This is a genomic window from Agrobacterium sp. LR_9, assembly GCF_041954855.1.
GTDB lineage: Bacteria > Pseudomonadota > Alphaproteobacteria > Rhizobiales > Rhizobiaceae > Agrobacterium > Agrobacterium leguminum.
In genome coordinates, this window is sequence record NZ_JAVAYA010000015.1 from 71,364 (window position 1) to 86,425 (window position 15,062).

The window sequence follows — 15,062 nt, forward strand, 5'->3', positions numbered from 1 at the left end:
CCGTAAAGGCATCAATGTGCACGAATTTTGATGCTTTTCAAAGATCATGGCAACCGCTCAAATGAAAGAAAGAGAGCTGGCACGCCTACAATGCCGGTTAACAGGGGAACGGATCGAAATGTTCAGATTCACAGATACAAAGAGCTATCTGGTCGCATTGGGCCTGGGTGCTGCAATTTTATACGCACAGCCGGCATCGGCGCTTGACGAAGTCAGCTACGGTACCAATTGGCTGGCGCAGGCTGAACATGGCGGCTTCTATCAGGCGGTTGCCGATGGCACCTATGAACGGCATGGTCTCAAGGTGACGATTGTGCAAGGTGGCCCCAACGCCGCCAATCGCGCTCTACTGTTCGCCGGAAAGGTCGATTTCTACATGAGCGGCCAATTGGGCGATATGGATGCACGAAAGGAAGGCATTCCCGTCGTTAGTGTCGCCTCCCTCTTCCAGAAGGACCCACAAGTCCTGATGGCTCACCCCGATACTGGCGTGGAGACGTTCGGGGATATGAGCAAGCTCACCACTGTGTTCATGGGCAAGGAAGGGTTTGCCACCTATTTCGAGTGGATGAAGAAGAATTACCCGGGATTCAAAGAAGAGCAGTACAAGCCCTACACCTTCAATCCCGCGCCGTTCATTGCCGACAAGCAATCCGCGCAGCAGGGTTACCTGACATCGGAGCCCTATGAAATCGAAAAGCAGACGGGCTGGAAGCCCAAGGTCTTTCTGCTCGCCGACTCGGGATATGCACCTTATTCGACAATGATCACTGCGATGCAAAAGACGGTCGATGAAAAACCCGACATGGTCCAGCGCTTTGTCGATGCCACGCTGGAGGGCTGGTACAACTACCTCTATGGTGACAACAAGGCCGCCAATGATCTAATCAAAAAAGACAATCCGGAGATGACGGACGGCCAGATCGCATACTCTATCGCAAAGATGAAAGAATACGGCATCCTCGAGTCCGGCGAAGCAGCCACGAAGGGTATCGGCTGCATGACGGACGAACGATACAAGGCGTTCTTTGATCAGATGGTGGCGATTGGCGTCGAACCGGCCGACCTCGACTACAAGCAGGCCTATACGACGAAGTTCGTGTGCAAGGGCGTTGGGATGGCTCTCAAGAAATGACATGAAGCCATTGGATCACGTGTCTCACCCATTTGGGTGAGCCGTGGTCATCCTGTTTGTCCGTAATTCGAGACGCCCCTGTTTGCCAAGGCCATGCAATGACATTACCGCCAGTTTCGAAAATGCCCGCCAGTAAAGAAGGCCGCAAGCGGCCGCTGGTCAGCATGCAGGACGTATCAAAACAATTTTCGAACGGAACGCTGGCGCTGTCAGGCGTGTCAATGACCATTGAGAATGGCGAGTTCGTCAGCCTGCTTGGACCTTCCGGCTGTGGAAAGTCTACGGCCTTGCGGATCATCGCAGGTCTCGGAAGCGCCACATCAGGCACGATCGATTGGCCGAGTTCGCGCATCAATTCCAAAGGCCTGCCGGATGGCGACATCTCATTCGTCTTCCAGGAACCGACACTGATGCCTTGGCAGACGGTGTTCGGCAACGTCCATCTGCCATTGAAGTTGAAAGGCATTTCCAAAAATGCTGCCAAGGACGACGTAGCCAAAGCGCTTGAAACCGTTGGGCTGAGCGATTTTGCAGATGCTTACCCACGCGAATTGTCCGGCGGCATGAAGATGCGTACTTCGATCGCGCGCGCGCTCGTCACGAAACCAAAATTGTTGCTGATGGACGAACCATTCGCCGCGCTTGATGAGATCACGCGGCAAAAGCTGAATGACGACGTGCTACGCCTGTGGAAGCAGACCGGGATAGCCGTCGTCTTCGTTACCCATTCGGTTTTTGAAAGCGCTTACCTTTCCAATCGGATCGTAATCATGCGGCCAAGACCGGGCCGCGTTCATGCGGACTTTCCACTCGTCACAAGTCTGGAAAGAGACGCCCATTATCGCACCTCGGAAGAGTATCGGCAGGCTTGCGAAAAGGTGTCCAACATGCTGATCGAAGCCATGGACGGTGGAGGACACTCATGATTATCAACCGCGATATGGCTTTACGTCTCACAATACCCGTCGCCGTGGTAATCGTGATGATCCTGATATGGCAAGCCATCATCAGCGCCTATGCAATTCCGCAATACATTCTGCCCGGCCCGATTGCTGTGGGAAAATCGCTTTATAACGACTGGGGAACTCTGTCCCCCGCCTTGCTGGTGACTACCAAGATTACTCTTCAGGCGCTGGCACTGGCACTGATCGGCGGCGTGGGAATCGCGATCATTCTCGTGCAGTCGAAATGGATCGAGATCGCGCTTTATCCGATCACGGTCATTCTTCAGGTCACACCCGTCGTGGCCATCGCACCCCTGATCCTCATTTACACGCCGACGACCCAGATCGCTCTGCTGATCTGCGCCTTTCTCGTCGCGTTCTTTCCGATCCTGTCGAACATGGCGCAGGGTCTGAAAAGTGTTGATCATAATCTCTTGAACCTGTTCGACCTCTACGGCGCCTCACGCTGGCAAACGTTGATCCACCTCAAACTGCCGTCAGCGCTGCCCTACTTCATGACCGGTCTGCGAATTGGCGGCGGCCTTGCGCTGATCGCAGCTGTCGTCGCCGAATTCGCAGCGGGTTCGGCAGGCGCCGGGTCTGGCCTCGCGTTCCGCCTTCTGGAGGCGCAATATCGGCTGAACATTCCAAGACTGTTCGCTGCACTGGTGCTGTTATCGCTGCTCGGCGTCGTCATCTTCTGCATAACCTCTTCTATTTCCTGGTTTTTCCTGCACCGGTGGCACGAGAGCAGCCTGAAAAGAGAAAATTGATGACAAATGCATTTATGGCGCTGCCGCAAGCGGATCGTTTTGCACTCAGGAATGCCACATTACCTTCGGTGACGGTCGAAGGGTTTCAAGGTAAGGCGAAGGATGGCCTTGTTTGCGCAGACATCGTGATCGCCGACGGCAAGATCGAGGTAGTTTTACCGGCGGGCGACACTCCCTCTGACATGCCGCAGGCCGACCTTCGCGGCGGCATGGTCTTCCCGTGTTTTGTCGACATGCACACCCATTTGGACAAGGGACATGTTTGGGATCGCAGGCCAAACCCCGATGGTACGTTCATGGGCGCCCTCGACAATGTGCGCGCCGACCGCGTGGTTCACTGGTCGCACGACGATATTCGTGCGCGCATGGAGTTTTCACTGAAGGCAGCTTACTCGCACGGCACGAAGCTGATCCGAACGCATCTGGACAGCATTCCCCCGCAGACGGATATCTCCTTTCCCCTGTTCGCTGAGGTTCGACAGGAATGGAAAGATCGCATCGCCCTGCAGGCAGTCGCCTTGTTGCCACTGGAGAGCGTGCTAGACAAACCGGTTTTCGACGGCGTCGTCGCCACCACCAGAAAATACGGTGGTCTGCTGGGCGGCGCGACGCGCCTCCTGCCGGATTTCGATAAAATCCTCGACATCCTGTTTCGCAGTGCTGCCGATAATGGCCTCGATATCGATCTGCATGTCGATGAGACAGAGGATCGCGAGGTCCTGACGCTGGAGGGCATTGCCGACGCTAAACTTCGTCTCGGCTTTGAGGGTTCCGTCGTCGTCGGTCATTGCTGCTCGCTGGCGCGCCAAGATGATGACACGGTAAAGCGTGTCATCGACAAGGTCGCCAAGGCGAACATCTCGGTCGTGTCATTGCCCATGTGCAATATGTATCTCCAGGACCGCCATGCGGGCCGCACCCCGCGCTGGCGTGGCACGACTTTGTTCAAAGAACTCGCAAGCGCCGGCGTGGCCATTGCCGTCGCCTCCGATAACACTCGCGATCCATTCTATGCCTATGGCGACCTCGACTGCGTCGAGGTGCTGCGAGAAGCGGTGCGCATTCTCCATCTCGACCATCCGATCGATGGCGTTGCGCGCGTCGTGACCACGACACCTGCCGACATCCTGGGTCGACGGGATGTTGGCCGCATTGGTGCTGGCCTTCCCGCCGATCTGGTCCTGTTTACGGCTCGCCGTTGGAGCGAATTTCTATCCCGTCCGCAGGGAGACCGCATCGTGATGCGCAATGGCAAGAGCATCGACAGCCGCCTACCGGACTACCGAGACCTAGATCCCATTCTTATGAAAGAGTGACATATGGCCGACTATGCGCAGATCAAGAAAGAACTCGAAGGCATTGCAACGGAAGACAATCCTGCCCTCGTACGCCAGAAAAGTCGGGATTTTTACTGGTATTCCCCCGTTCTGAAACGGCAGCTCGACAATGTTACCGCCGACCTGATCGTTTCACCGAAATCGGTCGAGGAGATCATCCAGACCCTCAAGGTTGCCTACGCCCATTCCGTACCCGTGACGCCGCGCGGCGCCGGTACCGGCAATTACGGCCAGGCCATGCCGCTTTCAGGTGGTATCGTCCTCAATCTCATTAATATGAATGCGATCAAGGAAATCCATCGCGGCCGCGTCATCGCAGAACCTGGCATTGTCATCGCTGAGCTGGATCGCCAGACAAGAGCGCATTCCAATCAGGAACTGCGCTTCCACCCGTCCACTGCCCAATCAGCGACGATCGGTGGCTTTATCGCTGGAGGTTCCGGCGGTGTCGGCTCCATCCATTGGGGTGGGTTACGTGACCTGGGTAACATCCTTCGCTTGCGCGTCGTCACCATGGAAGCCGAGCCCCGCGTACTTGATCTTACGGCTTGGGACCTCCAAAAAGTGACCCATGCCTATGGCACAAACGGGATTATCGTCGAAGTGGAGATGCCGTTGGCCCCGGCCTATGACTGGGTGGACGTTCTCGTCGGCTACGACGACTACATGGACGCGGTTCGGCTTGGCGATGCTGTTGCCCATAAAAACGGTATTCTGGTCAAGGAAATTGCGCCGATTGCGGCACCCATCCCCTATGATTATTTTCCGCGACACAAACCATTCATTCGCCATCGGGGCCAGTCGATTTGCGTGTTCATGGTCGCACCCCAATCCATGGATGCCTTTGCCGCTTTCACCGAACGGCAACGCGGCGAAATACTGTTCCGTTCCGACAAGGTTGAAAGCATGAAAGGCATCCCTCATGCCTATGAACTCGCTTGGAACCACACAACGCTGCGCGCTCTGAAGGTTGACCCGAGCTTCACTTATCTTCAGGTGCAATATCCGGGTCCCGATCACGTTGCCAAAGTTCAAAAGATGACCGGGATTTTCGGCGATGAAGTTCCGGGGCACCTGGAGTTCCTCAAATTCGACGGTCGCATCCAATGCTCCGGCCTACCGCTCGTGCGCTTCACCACGGAGGAGCGGCTGGAGGAGATAATAAGGATCCATCAGGACAATGGCTGCCCGATTTTCAATCCACACCGCTACACGCTGGAGGAAGGCGGGATGAAGCAGACGGACACGGTTCAGCTCGCCTTCAAAAAGGAAACCGATCCTAACGGCCTGCTCAACCCTGGCAAGATGATCGCTTGGGAAAATCCCGACTTCGACTTCAAAAGCGGCAAGAACTATCTCTTCCCCGGTTTGGCAGAAGCGGGTGGTTGATGAAGATTTTGCTGCTCCACTCTCACCCGGTTGAATCAAGCTTCGGCTCGGCCTTGCATGTCGAGGCCCTTCACACTCTGCGCCAAGCGGGACATGAGGTGGACGATTGTGATCTTTACGCGGAAAACTTTGACCCCGTGCTGACACGCGATGAGCGCCTTGGCTACCACACGGTGCCAACGAATATCGAGCCGGTGCGCTCATATGTCGAACGGTTGCGCGCCGCCGATGCGCTGGTGATTGTGACACCCGTCTGGAACTTCGGATGGCCAGCTATTCTCAAAGGCTATTTTGATCGCGTCTGGCTGCCGGGTGTCACCTTCGATATGGATGAAGGCGACCGGGGTAAACTCACCCGCAAGCTGACCAACATCAAGAAAATCGTTGTGGTGACGACCTATGGGGGAAATCGCTGGCGTGCTTTACTTGCTGGCGACCCGCCTCGCAAGATGGCGACGCGCGTGCTGCGCGCGGTCGCCAGACCGGCAAGGGGCGTCACCTATCTCGCGCATTATGACATGAATAACTGCACTGTTCAGAGCCGCACCAGATTTTTGGCAAAAGTCCGTGCGGAAATGCGGCGTCTCTAGAAAATGCGTTAAAAATTATGACCTTTTGAACATCCCCTAAACCTTGGCGGCAGTAACCTCTACCTCAACAAGGAATTCCTCGCGGGTGAAACCGCCTACCACAAGCAAGGTCGAAACCGGCTTAGGATCAAGGGTAAAACGATCACGAACAGCCATATAGGCTGGAAAGTCCTCGCGCTTGGTAACGAAACCGGAGATGCGTATAACATCCGCATATGTCATGCCCGCCTCCTCCAAAATGGCGCCAATCGCCTTGAAGCACAGTTCTGCTTGTGAAGAGACGTCTGGTGGGACCCTTTCATCCGGGCCAATCCCCAGTTGCCCGGATGTGACAAGCAGACTCGCACCGGGCTCCACCAGCAATCCGTGATTATAAGCGCCGAATGGTTGGCGCACGCAGGGAGGATTGAAAACACGCTTCATGTTGCACTTCTTTTGATGATGGTGAGACAAAGCCAGCTCGGCTTATCCCATACTTCAATCCACGTCAGTCGGACGGAAGCTATAATACTCAATTGGTCGAGTTTGCTATCGAACTGCGGTCGATCGCTTGCGAAAAACAAATATGCATGGCGGATCGTCTTGGCAACATCATATCGACCGACGAGGTAATTTAAGGCGCACGCTCTTGATAAGATCAGAACCACCGACCCTATCGTTAATCTGCCACGGTTGGCAGGCCTATTTGAATGACCATTTCTAATCGCCGGCCGCCGGAGATCGACGAATGATCCCGCAGGACTACATCACCGCCTGGAATGATGTGGTGCCGTGGGCGAGTTAACGGCAAGTCGAGCAGGATCTCATTATCAGCCGTGCGATTGTCCCCATCTTCTCCGATCCGTTCCTGCGGGACGAACTGCGCCTCCGTGGCGGCACTGCGCTCAACAAGCTGCACTTCCCCAAGCCACTGCGCTATTCGGAAGACATTGACCTTGTGAGGACGACTGCCGGTCCTATCCGCCCGTTACTGGAGCATCTGCAGGACGTTCTCGATCCGTGGCTGGGCAAGCCGCGTTTCGATCAAAGCCCGGTTGCGCCCAAACTTAAATACGCTGTCGAAGCCGAAGACAAGGCTTCTCCCGGTCCGATAAAAGTCAAGATCGAAATCAACACGCGCGTGCGTGAAGCTTACGATCCACCTATCGAGATTCCTTTTGGTGTCGAAAATCCATGGTTCACCGGAAAGGCCGCAATCCCGACCTTCTCTCGGGAAGAAATGCTGGCGACCAAGCTGCGTGCCTTGCTTCAACGCAACAGGGGCCGCGATCTGTTCGACCTCGACTACGCGCTCAGAGTGTTCGAGGGGCTGAACTCGGCCAGGATCGTCGAGTGTTTTCTGCTCTACCTTGAAAAGGAGAGGTAGCGATTTCCAGAGCCGAAGCGCAACAGCGCATGTTCCAGAAACTCGTCAATCCGGGCTTCTTCACCGACATGGGCCCGCTGCTTCCGACAGATCTCGCCAAGGCTCTGACCGAAGAAACGCTTAAGGCCGCATTGTCCAGGCAAGCGCCAGCCGCAAATTCGGCGCGATGGCAACGACGGCAATTGTGAGAAGCACTCTGGAAGTAAAGGTCGGGTGTCAGGTTTCGCGCAGCACACCTTGAAGCCGGAGCACCCTATAATTCACTTTCTGAAAAGATTCTTGACATCAAGATATATGCATGATTGAAGGCATCGAAAGTTTTCTGAAGGGCAACATCAAAAAAGAGCGTTGGCCGAGTATGAACCAACGGACCAAATCAGCATGCTTTTGAAGACCCTTGCATATTGCGTCCCTGCGACCCTGTGTGTCGTCACTGGAGTAACCGCTACCGAACTGCCAAAGCGGCAATCGGGCCTGTGGGCGTTCGAATCTCCGGACAATCCGTTCATCAACGGTTCTCTTTGCGTTGACGATACAAACACCCACTTTATAGACACCGATTTCTGGAAGGGATTTGAGCAGGAGTGCAAAACAACCGACAGCGAAACGGACCGCGCAGCCGGGGAATTGCGAGCGACCTGCCACTCCCCCGCGACGGGCGAAACAAAGCTCACCGTGATGTATGACGGTGATTTTCAGAAACACTACCGGTACGCATTCGTTGTTTTGTTCACGGGACTTGATGGTAAAGAGGACAGCTTTTCCTCAATTGTCGAAGCAACGTTCCTGGGGCAATGCCCTCACGACATGAAGCCGGGCTCACGAAAGCCGGGCTTGCGACCCGCGCGAGCACAACGTTAATACATGCTACTCTCTTTCCAACAGGCTTCTTGAATTCGAGATACGTTAATGAGTCATACCATCAACAATCTGGACGCTGCCTCCGCAGCAGCCGAGCAATGGCGGAAAGAGCGTCCGGATATTGATCCCTTTCCGATGGAATTACTCGGGCGCCTGGGCGAAATCACGCTGCTCATCATGCGTGATCGCCTCACTCCGTTTTTTATGGAGCATGGCTTGCAAAGCGGCGAGTTTGACGTTCTGGCAACGCTGCGTCGCTCAGGTGCGCCGTACGAACTTACCCCTACCCGGCTTTATGAATCCGCCATGCTGTCCTCCGGAGGGATGACGGCTCGCATTGACCGACTCGAGCGGGAAGGTCTGGTGGAGCGGCGACGCCATCCGACCGATCGACGCGGCGTACTGGTGGCGCTGACGCCGAAAGGCATCTCGTTGATCGATACCATGCTTGCAAAACATGTCGAAAACGAGCGTCTCGCTTTGGTGGGGTTAACGGTGGCGGAGCAGCAGCAACTCAATGCCCTGTCGATCAAGCTGCTTGCGGGCTTGAGGTTGAAAACATCGTAGTCACTTCATCCGGCCACCGCGCCCAAGTCATACACGCTGCTCCTGACGGGAATCACACGAAGCAAGGACAGTCCACATTGTCTGCATTTAACCGATCCCGCTTTCTCGAATTATATGTCGCTTCGGGAGTTGCCTTGACACTCTTCCTTTACGGGGGATCATCCGCTTCTGCCGACGGTGGAAACGGTAAGCGGCTCTATTCTGAAAGATGCGCCATATGCCACGGAACAGATGCCAAAGGTACGGGACCGCTGGCAGACAAAAGTGTTCCACCTACGCCAGACCTCACCACTGCCACGTTCAGGAAGCGCCTGTTCGACTACCCGGGTGTCATTGTATCATCGGTAATCCTCCGCCCGAACGGAGATCTGATTCCTGACACCCTGCGAGCCAACGGTATAAAACTACCGTCCCATGCGTGGACGGTTAACGATTTTCGGGACCTGAACGAGTATCTGACCAGGGTGATCTTCGAGCACTGATTTCTTTCATCGATAGATTCCCATGCCGCCAGCAGTGCAAAAACCGGAAGATGTTTAACTGACATGCTGTCCTCGCCCTTTCGTCTGAAAAGGTGAGCCCCCAACAGGACAACTGACCATCAACGCAGATCGTCCACACGGATGTTTTCCAGCCGCACGATGTTCACGACATCGAGAATGGCGGCAACCACCACATCGGGCCGAGCGAACTGGATGTAGTGTCCGGAATCCGCCAGCAGCTGGTGCCGGCTGCGCGTTGACCAGGAAGACTCGTCTTCATGCAGCTTCCTCCAAACTGCACGACGACGTGTGTCGTCATGCCGCGACATGTTCCCTGCTTTTAGAGCGTCATTGCTGAGCGGCGCCATTGCCGTGAGCACGACCAACGGACGATCACCCAGCGTGCGGAGACTGCCGGCCTCCTCCAGACTCCGATCGACATTCAAATTCTCGGACACCACGGCCGCCAGCGATGTACTGATAAAGGCCTTCGCCTTCTCCGCAACGTGTGCCGGCACATCCTGTGCTTCGTCAGCCGTCGCCATGAGGCGGATGATCCCGGTCCATGCGAGGCCCGCTGCGACCTGCATGGCTCTGCCGGTGGAGTCCAGTGCGGCGTTTGCGTCTTCAGGGAATCGGGCGACCTGATCCGGATGCGAGGCGTCGACAAACACCAGGCCCGCCACTTGATCGCCGAATTTCCGGGTGTAGGCCATGCTGTAAGGTCCACCGATCGAATGACCGACCAGAATGAAAGGTCCCTTTTCCCCGGCCTTAACCAGAACGGCCTGAAGATCATCTGCCACGGCATCGGCATGTTGCGGCGAGGACTTCGGCTCGCTCCACATAATTCCGGCGCGATCATAGGCACAAGCGCGGGTTACGCGGGCGACGCTGTCGTGTACCTTTGCCCACGAAAGCGTCCCATAACTGTCCAGTCCCGCCTCGAAAATGACGGCTGGCGACCCCTGTCCACGGCAATCGAGATGGACATTGCGTCCTCCGACGTCAATCAGTCTGCCCGGGGGCGGGTATTTTGCCTCGGCCCAATGCCGCGACACGACCTCGTAGGTGCTGCCCACCGCGACCGGCAAAACCACCAGCGCAACCAGGCCCAAGGAAAAGAGCTTGAGCGAGAGCTTCATACAGACCGGCGGAATGGTCGAGCGAGTTTCAGTGCCATGATACGGCTCCGTGACAGAGGACATAATATTGCGAAGAAGTTCAGAGCTCAGGTCTCGGAACACGGTGGCATCGGCATAGGCTGGAATGGGAGCTTATAGGGGTTTGACCATGCGAATAGATTCGGCCACGAAACCCTCACGCTCGTAAAAGTGGATAGCGCGCTTATTGTCGGCAAATACATCCAGGCTGAGAAACCTGTATCCCTGCCGGCGCGCCCACATCTGTGCTTCATTGATCAGTCGACAAGCTGCACCTGTTCCCTCGGCTTCCTCAACAACGCCGATGATGGCGACGTGGCCGCAGGCTTCGTCGGTTACCCCATCGCGGCCTGGGATTAGATGGACGTATCCAAGTGCTCGATCCTCAGTGGTTACAGCAAGGAGGGTCAGAGAGCCCGGAGCGGCCTCCTCCAAGGTCGAGGCCATAAATCTTTCCTGGAAGTCTTTCATTGTGTCGAGCGTGTGCCAGGAGGGACGTGGCACGCTATAGAGACGAGGCGCAAGACCAAACAGAAATGCTCTATCGCCTGCGGTCGCTTGTCTGATTGTGACGGTGTGGAACAACTCCGGATCCTCACTTACTTTCGGGCAAGCTGGTGAGGGCTGGACGTTTCCCGGGCGCCCCAGCAACTCCATCGGAAACGGGTCGATATCGGGACGCTCCCGTCTCCACTGCGATGCCGCGGAGGCTGCCCGATCCAAGTCCTTGAAATCTTCTGCCATATGAGATATCTCGATATTAAGATTCTTTCTGTTGAGATAATATCATATGCACAATTCAGACATCGATCAACCACACATCGCTCAGCGGGTTTTCACCTCGAACACCCTTGCAATTATCGCCGTTGTCGCCGTCGCCCTGAACTTGCGGCCAGCTCTCGCCGCATTGGGTCCAGTCCTTGACCGGATTGAAGCAGCATCGGGCCTTACATCGACCGGCGCGGGCGCGCTAACGACCCTTCCGGTTTTTCTGATGGGCTTGGGCGCACTCGCCGGCTCTTCCCTGCAGCGATGGGTAGGAGAAGGACGCGGCATTGCTTTCGGGGTGGCGATCATCGCGCTTGCCTGCGTAGCCCGGCTCTTCTGGTTTTCCAGCGCCGGGCTTCTTGCCAGTGCGGCGGCAAGCGGTCTGGGCATTGCTGCCGTTCAAGCGTTGATGCCTGGGTTCATCAAGCGGGTCTTCCCGCTCGATGCAGGCCGCATCATGGGATTGTACTCAACCGGCATCATGGGGGGCGCAACCCTGGCAGCCGCGACAGCCGCCGGGTTGTCCCGTTTCGTGGGCTGGGAAGCAATGCTGGGACTGTGGGGACTGCCTGCGCTCCTTGCCCTTGTTCTGTGGCAAGGGACATCGTCTTCGTATACCTCCGTGCGACGGACGGTATTCCGTCAAGCCGTTGGTCGACCACCGTCACGAAGCGGCAGAGCCTGGCTTCTGCTCGTTTTTTTTGGTGTAGGCACGGGCGCCTATACGCTTGTCCTGGCATGGCTGCCACCCTTCTATGTTCAACTGGGGCGCAGCGAAGATGTCGCCGGCTATGTGCTCGCGGGTCTTACGCTGATGGAGGTTATAGCCGGTCTTGCTGTATCGGCATTCATCAACCGCTTTCCTGATCGGCGGGGACCGCTGGCCGCCGCTCTCTGCTCCATCCTCGGGGGCCTGATCTGCCTTATCATCATGCCACTGACTTTGGCCCTTCCGGCGATGATCCTGCTTGGGCTGGGGATCGGCGCGCTGTTTCCTCTGTCGTTGATCGTGACACTCGACCACGCCGACGAACCGGCAAGTGCCGGTCGGCTCTCGGCCTTCGTCCAGGGAGGCGGCTACATGATCGCAAGCATCATGCCCTTTGCAGCCGGTTGGTTGCGCGGTCGTTCAGATGATTTGTCACAAGCCTGGGTCATGATGGCTGTCGGGGTCGGTCTGCTCATCCTGCTCGCGACCCGATTCTCTCCCGAGGAGCGCATTATTTGACCGCATTCGCGACAAACCAGACCACAACGCTTTGCGTTGCAAAAGTCCCCCTTTCATTTGATCCAAGAGACCGGAAGTTTCAAGAATGCGGTTATGCCGCCCCGACAACAATATTGATGAGGGTGCAATGAAGCAGGAGAAACAACGACTGAACTACGTCCTGTTTCTGGTTGCAGGATCAGGACTGGTGACCATTGCACGCGCAATGACGCTCTCGTTCCTGGCCATCAAACTGCAACAGTCGTTCGGGCTCGGTCCTGCCGTTATCGGTGCACTGCTTGGTATTGGTCCGCTGTTGGGGGCTGTCGCGGCTCCTTTCGCTGGTTCCCTGTCGGACAGGGTCGGTCGCAGGACTATGCTGACGCTCACCCTTTTTTCGATGGCGTTTGCGCTGATCGGTATGGGATTGGCTGAAACCGTCGTCGCCTTTTGCTTGGCCCAGGTCGTTGCCGCAGTCGCGCTCGCGATCTATGAGCCGATATCGCGCGCGCTGATGAGCGACGTGTGCCCGCAGCCGCTGCGCCTCAAATATTTCTCATGGCGCTACACCGCGACGAATGCCGGCTGGGCCATCGGCCCGCTGATCGGCATTGCCGCGGGTGCGGCCTCCACCACTCTTTTCATCATAGCAGGCGCAGTCTATGTCGCTTTCGCCGTCGCCTTGCACCTGTTGCACGTACCGATCTATCAACGTGATGACGTTCCTCAGGCAACCGCACCCGTCCCATTGCTGGAGAGCCTGAGGGCTGCGATCCGCGATCCACGGCTGGCCTTCTTTGTCGGTGGAGGCACCCTGCTAATGGCGGTTTATGGCCAATGGTCAGCGACGCTCGCTCCATACTTAACCAGCCATGTCGCTGGAGGCATGGAGATTTATGCCTTTCTCGTTTCGATCAATGGCACAGTAGTCCTGATCGGGAATCCATTTGCCCGCAGGTTCATCGAACGCGCAGGCGCTCTCGACGGCCTCGTGATCGGCTGCATCTTGTTTGCCTTGGGTGAAATCGGCTTCATGAGCACCGCCGGGTTTTGGGGGCTGGCGATCTCGATGGTTGTCTTCACAATTGGAGAGATTCTGGTTGTGCCCTGCGAATACATGCTGGTCGACGGAATTGCGGACAACCGAAACAGAGGCAGCTATTTTGGTGCTCATTCGTTCTCGACCGTCGGCAACTTCATCGGACCGACCCTCGGCGGCGCCATGATTGGCACCTTTGGCGGAGCTGGCATGTTCCTGCTGTTTGCCGGTTTTGCGGGGCTCAGCGCCATCTTGTTTGCCGTTGGCACCCACATGCCACCGCCGAAAGTGGCAGCACGGCAATCCCCGCCGGGTTCGCCGGGCGCTACCGCCGAACCACATGTTCGCACCACGTTTCTTGTCGCATGAATTGTGCGGTCGCGGGGATGGTATTCACTTCAATCAAGCTGGAGAAATTTGATTGGCACGCTTGTGGCGCGTCTGCTCACTTACCGGCGTTGGGCAAAACGATTACGGTAAATCACGGGGCTGACCCCATAATATCGACCAAACTGAAGTCTCAGGTTTTCGGCGCTTCCAAGTCCGGTCACCCTGGCAAGCTCATCGGGTGCGGTAGCGCCGGTTTCAAGCAGGATGCGGGCTTGCTCGAGCCGCTCCCTAAGGATCCACTTGAGCGGGGATAAACCGGTCAGGGACTGAAAGCGGCGCTGAAAAGTACGCTCGCTCATACCGACGTGGCGGGCAAGAGAACTGATTGTGTGCGGATCTTGAAGGTTGGCCAGAATATGATCAAGGATCGACGACAGCCGATCGGCCTCTCGCCTCAATGGCACGGGCCGCTCGATGAACTGGGACTGGCCGCCCTGGCGATGGCTGTACATTACCAGGCGACGCGCCACGCTGTTGGCGAGCTCCGCCCCGAAATCCGCCCGGACGATATGCAAGCAAAGATCGATGCCTGCCGAACTGCCCGCCGAGGTCAGGATGTCGCCTTCATCGACATAGAGACAGTTCGCGTCGATCTTGATAGCAGGATAGCGGCGGGCAAGGTGCTCGGCGAAACGCCAATGCGTTGCGGCACGGCGGCCATCGAGCAAGCCGGCGGCTGCGAGCACGTAAGCGCCTCCACAAATAGAGATAATCCGGGCGCCACCCCGATGAGCGCGGACCAGGGCATCGCAGATCTGGTCGGGCACACGCGCATCGGGCCCGCGCCAACCGGGAACGATGATCGTTCCGGCCTGATGCAGATCGGCTTCAGTGCCTGTCGCAGTAACCGCCAGACCACCGCAGGCATGAAGAACCTGACCCTCCAGCGAGACCGATTTGAACTGGTACCAGTCGGGTCCTGCCTCCGGACGACTCAGTCCAAAAACCTCGGCCGTAATGCCGAACTCAAAGGTACAGAGGCCATCATAGACGAGGCTCGCCACACGCTTGTTTGCAGGAAAGGACTGGATCTCGTTTTTTGGCATGAATG

Annotated in this window: 17 protein-coding genes; 13 read left to right on the plus strand and 4 right to left on the minus strand. The window is 56.6% G+C overall.

Annotation, left to right across the window (positions count from 1 at the left end; genetic code table 11):
* Positions 1 to 118: 118 nt before the first annotated feature.
* The 6 genes from RAC79_RS17420 (at position 119) to RAC79_RS17445 (ending at position 6,168) form a co-directional block, all read left to right on the plus strand.
* Complete coding sequence (locus tag RAC79_RS17420) at positions 119 to 1,135, plus strand: ABC transporter substrate-binding protein (protein WP_374997361.1); 1,017 nt, start codon at positions 119 to 121, stop codon at positions 1,133 to 1,135.
* 98 nt (positions 1,136 to 1,233) lie between these two features.
* Positions 1,234 to 2,061, plus strand: coding sequence for an ABC transporter ATP-binding protein (locus RAC79_RS17425; protein WP_374997415.1), 828 nt, complete (start codon positions 1,234 to 1,236; stop codon positions 2,059 to 2,061).
* Entirely contained in the window at positions 2,058 to 2,852 is a 795-nt protein-coding gene (locus RAC79_RS17430) for an ABC transporter permease (protein WP_374997362.1), read from the plus strand. Before RAC79_RS17425 ends, RAC79_RS17430 begins: the two co-directional genes overlap by 4 nt.
* Positions 2,852 to 4,168: a cytosine deaminase gene (locus tag RAC79_RS17435; RefSeq protein WP_374997363.1), complete on the plus strand. Its 1,317-nt coding sequence runs from the start codon at positions 2,852 to 2,854 to the stop codon at positions 4,166 to 4,168. The genes RAC79_RS17430 and RAC79_RS17435 overlap by 1 nt, the downstream gene beginning before the upstream one ends.
* Before the next feature lie 3 nt (positions 4,169 to 4,171).
* Positions 4,172 to 5,578, plus strand: coding sequence for an FAD-binding oxidoreductase (locus RAC79_RS17440; protein WP_374997364.1), 1,407 nt, complete (start codon positions 4,172 to 4,174; stop codon positions 5,576 to 5,578).
* The gene (locus RAC79_RS17445; RefSeq protein WP_374997365.1) at positions 5,578 to 6,168 is read left to right on the plus strand and encodes an NAD(P)H-dependent oxidoreductase; all 591 of its coding nucleotides are present in this window, start codon (positions 5,578 to 5,580) and stop codon (positions 6,166 to 6,168) included. Before RAC79_RS17440 ends, RAC79_RS17445 begins: the two co-directional genes overlap by 1 nt.
* A 36-nt stretch (positions 6,169 to 6,204) precedes the next feature.
* On the opposite strand, the gene RAC79_RS17450 is transcribed toward RAC79_RS17445, so the two are convergent.
* Entirely contained in the window at positions 6,205 to 6,591 is a 387-nt protein-coding gene (locus RAC79_RS17450) for a RidA family protein (protein ID WP_060726621.1), read from the minus strand.
* Positions 6,592 to 7,060: 469 nt separating this feature from the next.
* Between RAC79_RS17450 and RAC79_RS17455 the strand changes: the two genes are divergently transcribed.
* The 5 genes from RAC79_RS17455 (at position 7,061) to RAC79_RS17475 (ending at position 9,444) form a co-directional block, all read left to right on the plus strand.
* Positions 7,061 to 7,534: a nucleotidyl transferase AbiEii/AbiGii toxin family protein gene (locus tag RAC79_RS17455; protein ID WP_374997416.1), complete on the plus strand. Its 474-nt coding sequence runs from the start codon at positions 7,061 to 7,063 to the stop codon at positions 7,532 to 7,534.
* 29 nt (positions 7,535 to 7,563) lie between these two features.
* On the plus strand, positions 7,564 to 7,722 hold the full coding sequence (locus RAC79_RS17460; protein ID WP_374997366.1) for a hypothetical protein: 159 nt from the start codon (positions 7,564 to 7,566) through the stop codon (positions 7,720 to 7,722).
* Between the two features lie 193 nt (positions 7,723 to 7,915).
* Entirely contained in the window at positions 7,916 to 8,395 is a 480-nt protein-coding gene (locus RAC79_RS17465) for a hypothetical protein (protein WP_374997367.1), read from the plus strand.
* Between the two features lie 48 nt (positions 8,396 to 8,443).
* Positions 8,444 to 8,962 carry a MarR family winged helix-turn-helix transcriptional regulator gene (locus RAC79_RS17470; RefSeq protein ID WP_374997368.1) on the plus strand — a complete coding sequence of 173 codons (519 nt, stop codon included), beginning with the start codon at positions 8,444 to 8,446 and terminating at the stop codon, positions 8,960 to 8,962.
* Positions 8,963 to 9,096: 134 nt separating this feature from the next.
* Positions 9,097 to 9,444, plus strand: coding sequence for a c-type cytochrome (locus RAC79_RS17475; RefSeq protein ID WP_374997417.1), 348 nt, complete (start codon positions 9,097 to 9,099; stop codon positions 9,442 to 9,444).
* Positions 9,445 to 9,563: 119 nt separating this feature from the next.
* Here RAC79_RS17475 and RAC79_RS17480 read toward each other — a convergent pair whose 3' ends face one another.
* Positions 9,564 to 10,589, minus strand: a complete 1,026-nt coding sequence (locus tag RAC79_RS17480) for an alpha/beta fold hydrolase (protein ID WP_374997369.1) — start codon at positions 10,587 to 10,589, stop codon at positions 9,564 to 9,566.
* 132 nt (positions 10,590 to 10,721) lie between these two features.
* Positions 10,722 to 11,351: a GNAT family N-acetyltransferase gene (locus RAC79_RS17485; protein ID WP_374997370.1), complete on the minus strand. Its 630-nt coding sequence runs from the start codon at positions 11,349 to 11,351 to the stop codon at positions 10,722 to 10,724.
* A gap of 46 nt (positions 11,352 to 11,397) precedes the next feature.
* Here RAC79_RS17485 and RAC79_RS17490 point away from each other — a divergent pair, with 46 nt between their 5' ends.
* Positions 11,398 to 12,603 (plus strand): MFS transporter, encoded by a 1,206-nt coding sequence (locus tag RAC79_RS17490; protein WP_374997371.1) that lies wholly within the window; start codon positions 11,398 to 11,400, stop codon positions 12,601 to 12,603.
* 127 nt (positions 12,604 to 12,730) lie between these two features.
* The gene (locus tag RAC79_RS17495; RefSeq protein ID WP_374997372.1) at positions 12,731 to 13,990 is read left to right on the plus strand and encodes an MFS transporter; all 1,260 of its coding nucleotides are present in this window, start codon (positions 12,731 to 12,733) and stop codon (positions 13,988 to 13,990) included.
* A gap of 80 nt (positions 13,991 to 14,070) precedes the next feature.
* Here RAC79_RS17495 and ftrA read toward each other — a convergent pair whose 3' ends face one another.
* On the minus strand, positions 14,071 to 15,057 hold the full coding sequence (gene ftrA / locus RAC79_RS17500; RefSeq protein WP_374997373.1) for a transcriptional regulator FtrA: 987 nt from the start codon (positions 15,055 to 15,057) through the stop codon (positions 14,071 to 14,073).
* Positions 15,058 to 15,062: the final 5 nt, after the last annotated feature.

What these genes read in the sequence shown, in the direction of transcription:
- RAC79_RS17470 (WP_374997368.1), top strand. Translation starts at nt 8,444, where the DNA reads ATGAGTCATACCATCAACAATCTGGACGCTGCCTCCGCAGCAGCCGAG.
- RAC79_RS17425 (WP_374997415.1), top strand. Translation starts at nt 1,234, where the DNA reads ATGACATTACCGCCAGTTTCGAAAATGCCCGCCAGTAAAGAAGGCCGC.
- RAC79_RS17445 (WP_374997365.1), top strand. Translation starts at nt 5,578, where the DNA reads ATGAAGATTTTGCTGCTCCACTCTCACCCGGTTGAATCAAGCTTCGGC.
- RAC79_RS17460 (WP_374997366.1), top strand. Translation starts at nt 7,564, where the DNA reads ATGTTCCAGAAACTCGTCAATCCGGGCTTCTTCACCGACATGGGCCCG.
- RAC79_RS17485 (WP_374997370.1), bottom strand. Translation starts at nt 11,351, where the DNA reads ATGGCAGAAGATTTCAAGGACTTGGATCGGGCAGCCTCCGCGGCATCG.
- RAC79_RS17420 (WP_374997361.1), top strand. Translation starts at nt 119, where the DNA reads ATGTTCAGATTCACAGATACAAAGAGCTATCTGGTCGCATTGGGCCTG.
- ftrA (WP_374997373.1), bottom strand. Translation starts at nt 15,057, where the DNA reads ATGCCAAAAAACGAGATCCAGTCCTTTCCTGCAAACAAGCGTGTGGCG.
- RAC79_RS17435 (WP_374997363.1), top strand. Translation starts at nt 2,852, where the DNA reads ATGACAAATGCATTTATGGCGCTGCCGCAAGCGGATCGTTTTGCACTC.
- RAC79_RS17450 (WP_060726621.1), bottom strand. Translation starts at nt 6,591, where the DNA reads ATGAAGCGTGTTTTCAATCCTCCCTGCGTGCGCCAACCATTCGGCGCT.
- RAC79_RS17440 (WP_374997364.1), top strand. Translation starts at nt 4,172, where the DNA reads ATGGCCGACTATGCGCAGATCAAGAAAGAACTCGAAGGCATTGCAACG.
- RAC79_RS17490 (WP_374997371.1), top strand. Translation starts at nt 11,398, where the DNA reads ATGCACAATTCAGACATCGATCAACCACACATCGCTCAGCGGGTTTTC.
- RAC79_RS17430 (WP_374997362.1), top strand. Translation starts at nt 2,058, where the DNA reads ATGATTATCAACCGCGATATGGCTTTACGTCTCACAATACCCGTCGCC.
- RAC79_RS17495 (WP_374997372.1), top strand. Translation starts at nt 12,731, where the DNA reads ATGAAGCAGGAGAAACAACGACTGAACTACGTCCTGTTTCTGGTTGCA.
- RAC79_RS17465 (WP_374997367.1), top strand. Translation starts at nt 7,916, where the DNA reads ATGCTTTTGAAGACCCTTGCATATTGCGTCCCTGCGACCCTGTGTGTC.
- RAC79_RS17480 (WP_374997369.1), bottom strand. Translation starts at nt 10,589, where the DNA reads ATGAAGCTCTCGCTCAAGCTCTTTTCCTTGGGCCTGGTTGCGCTGGTG.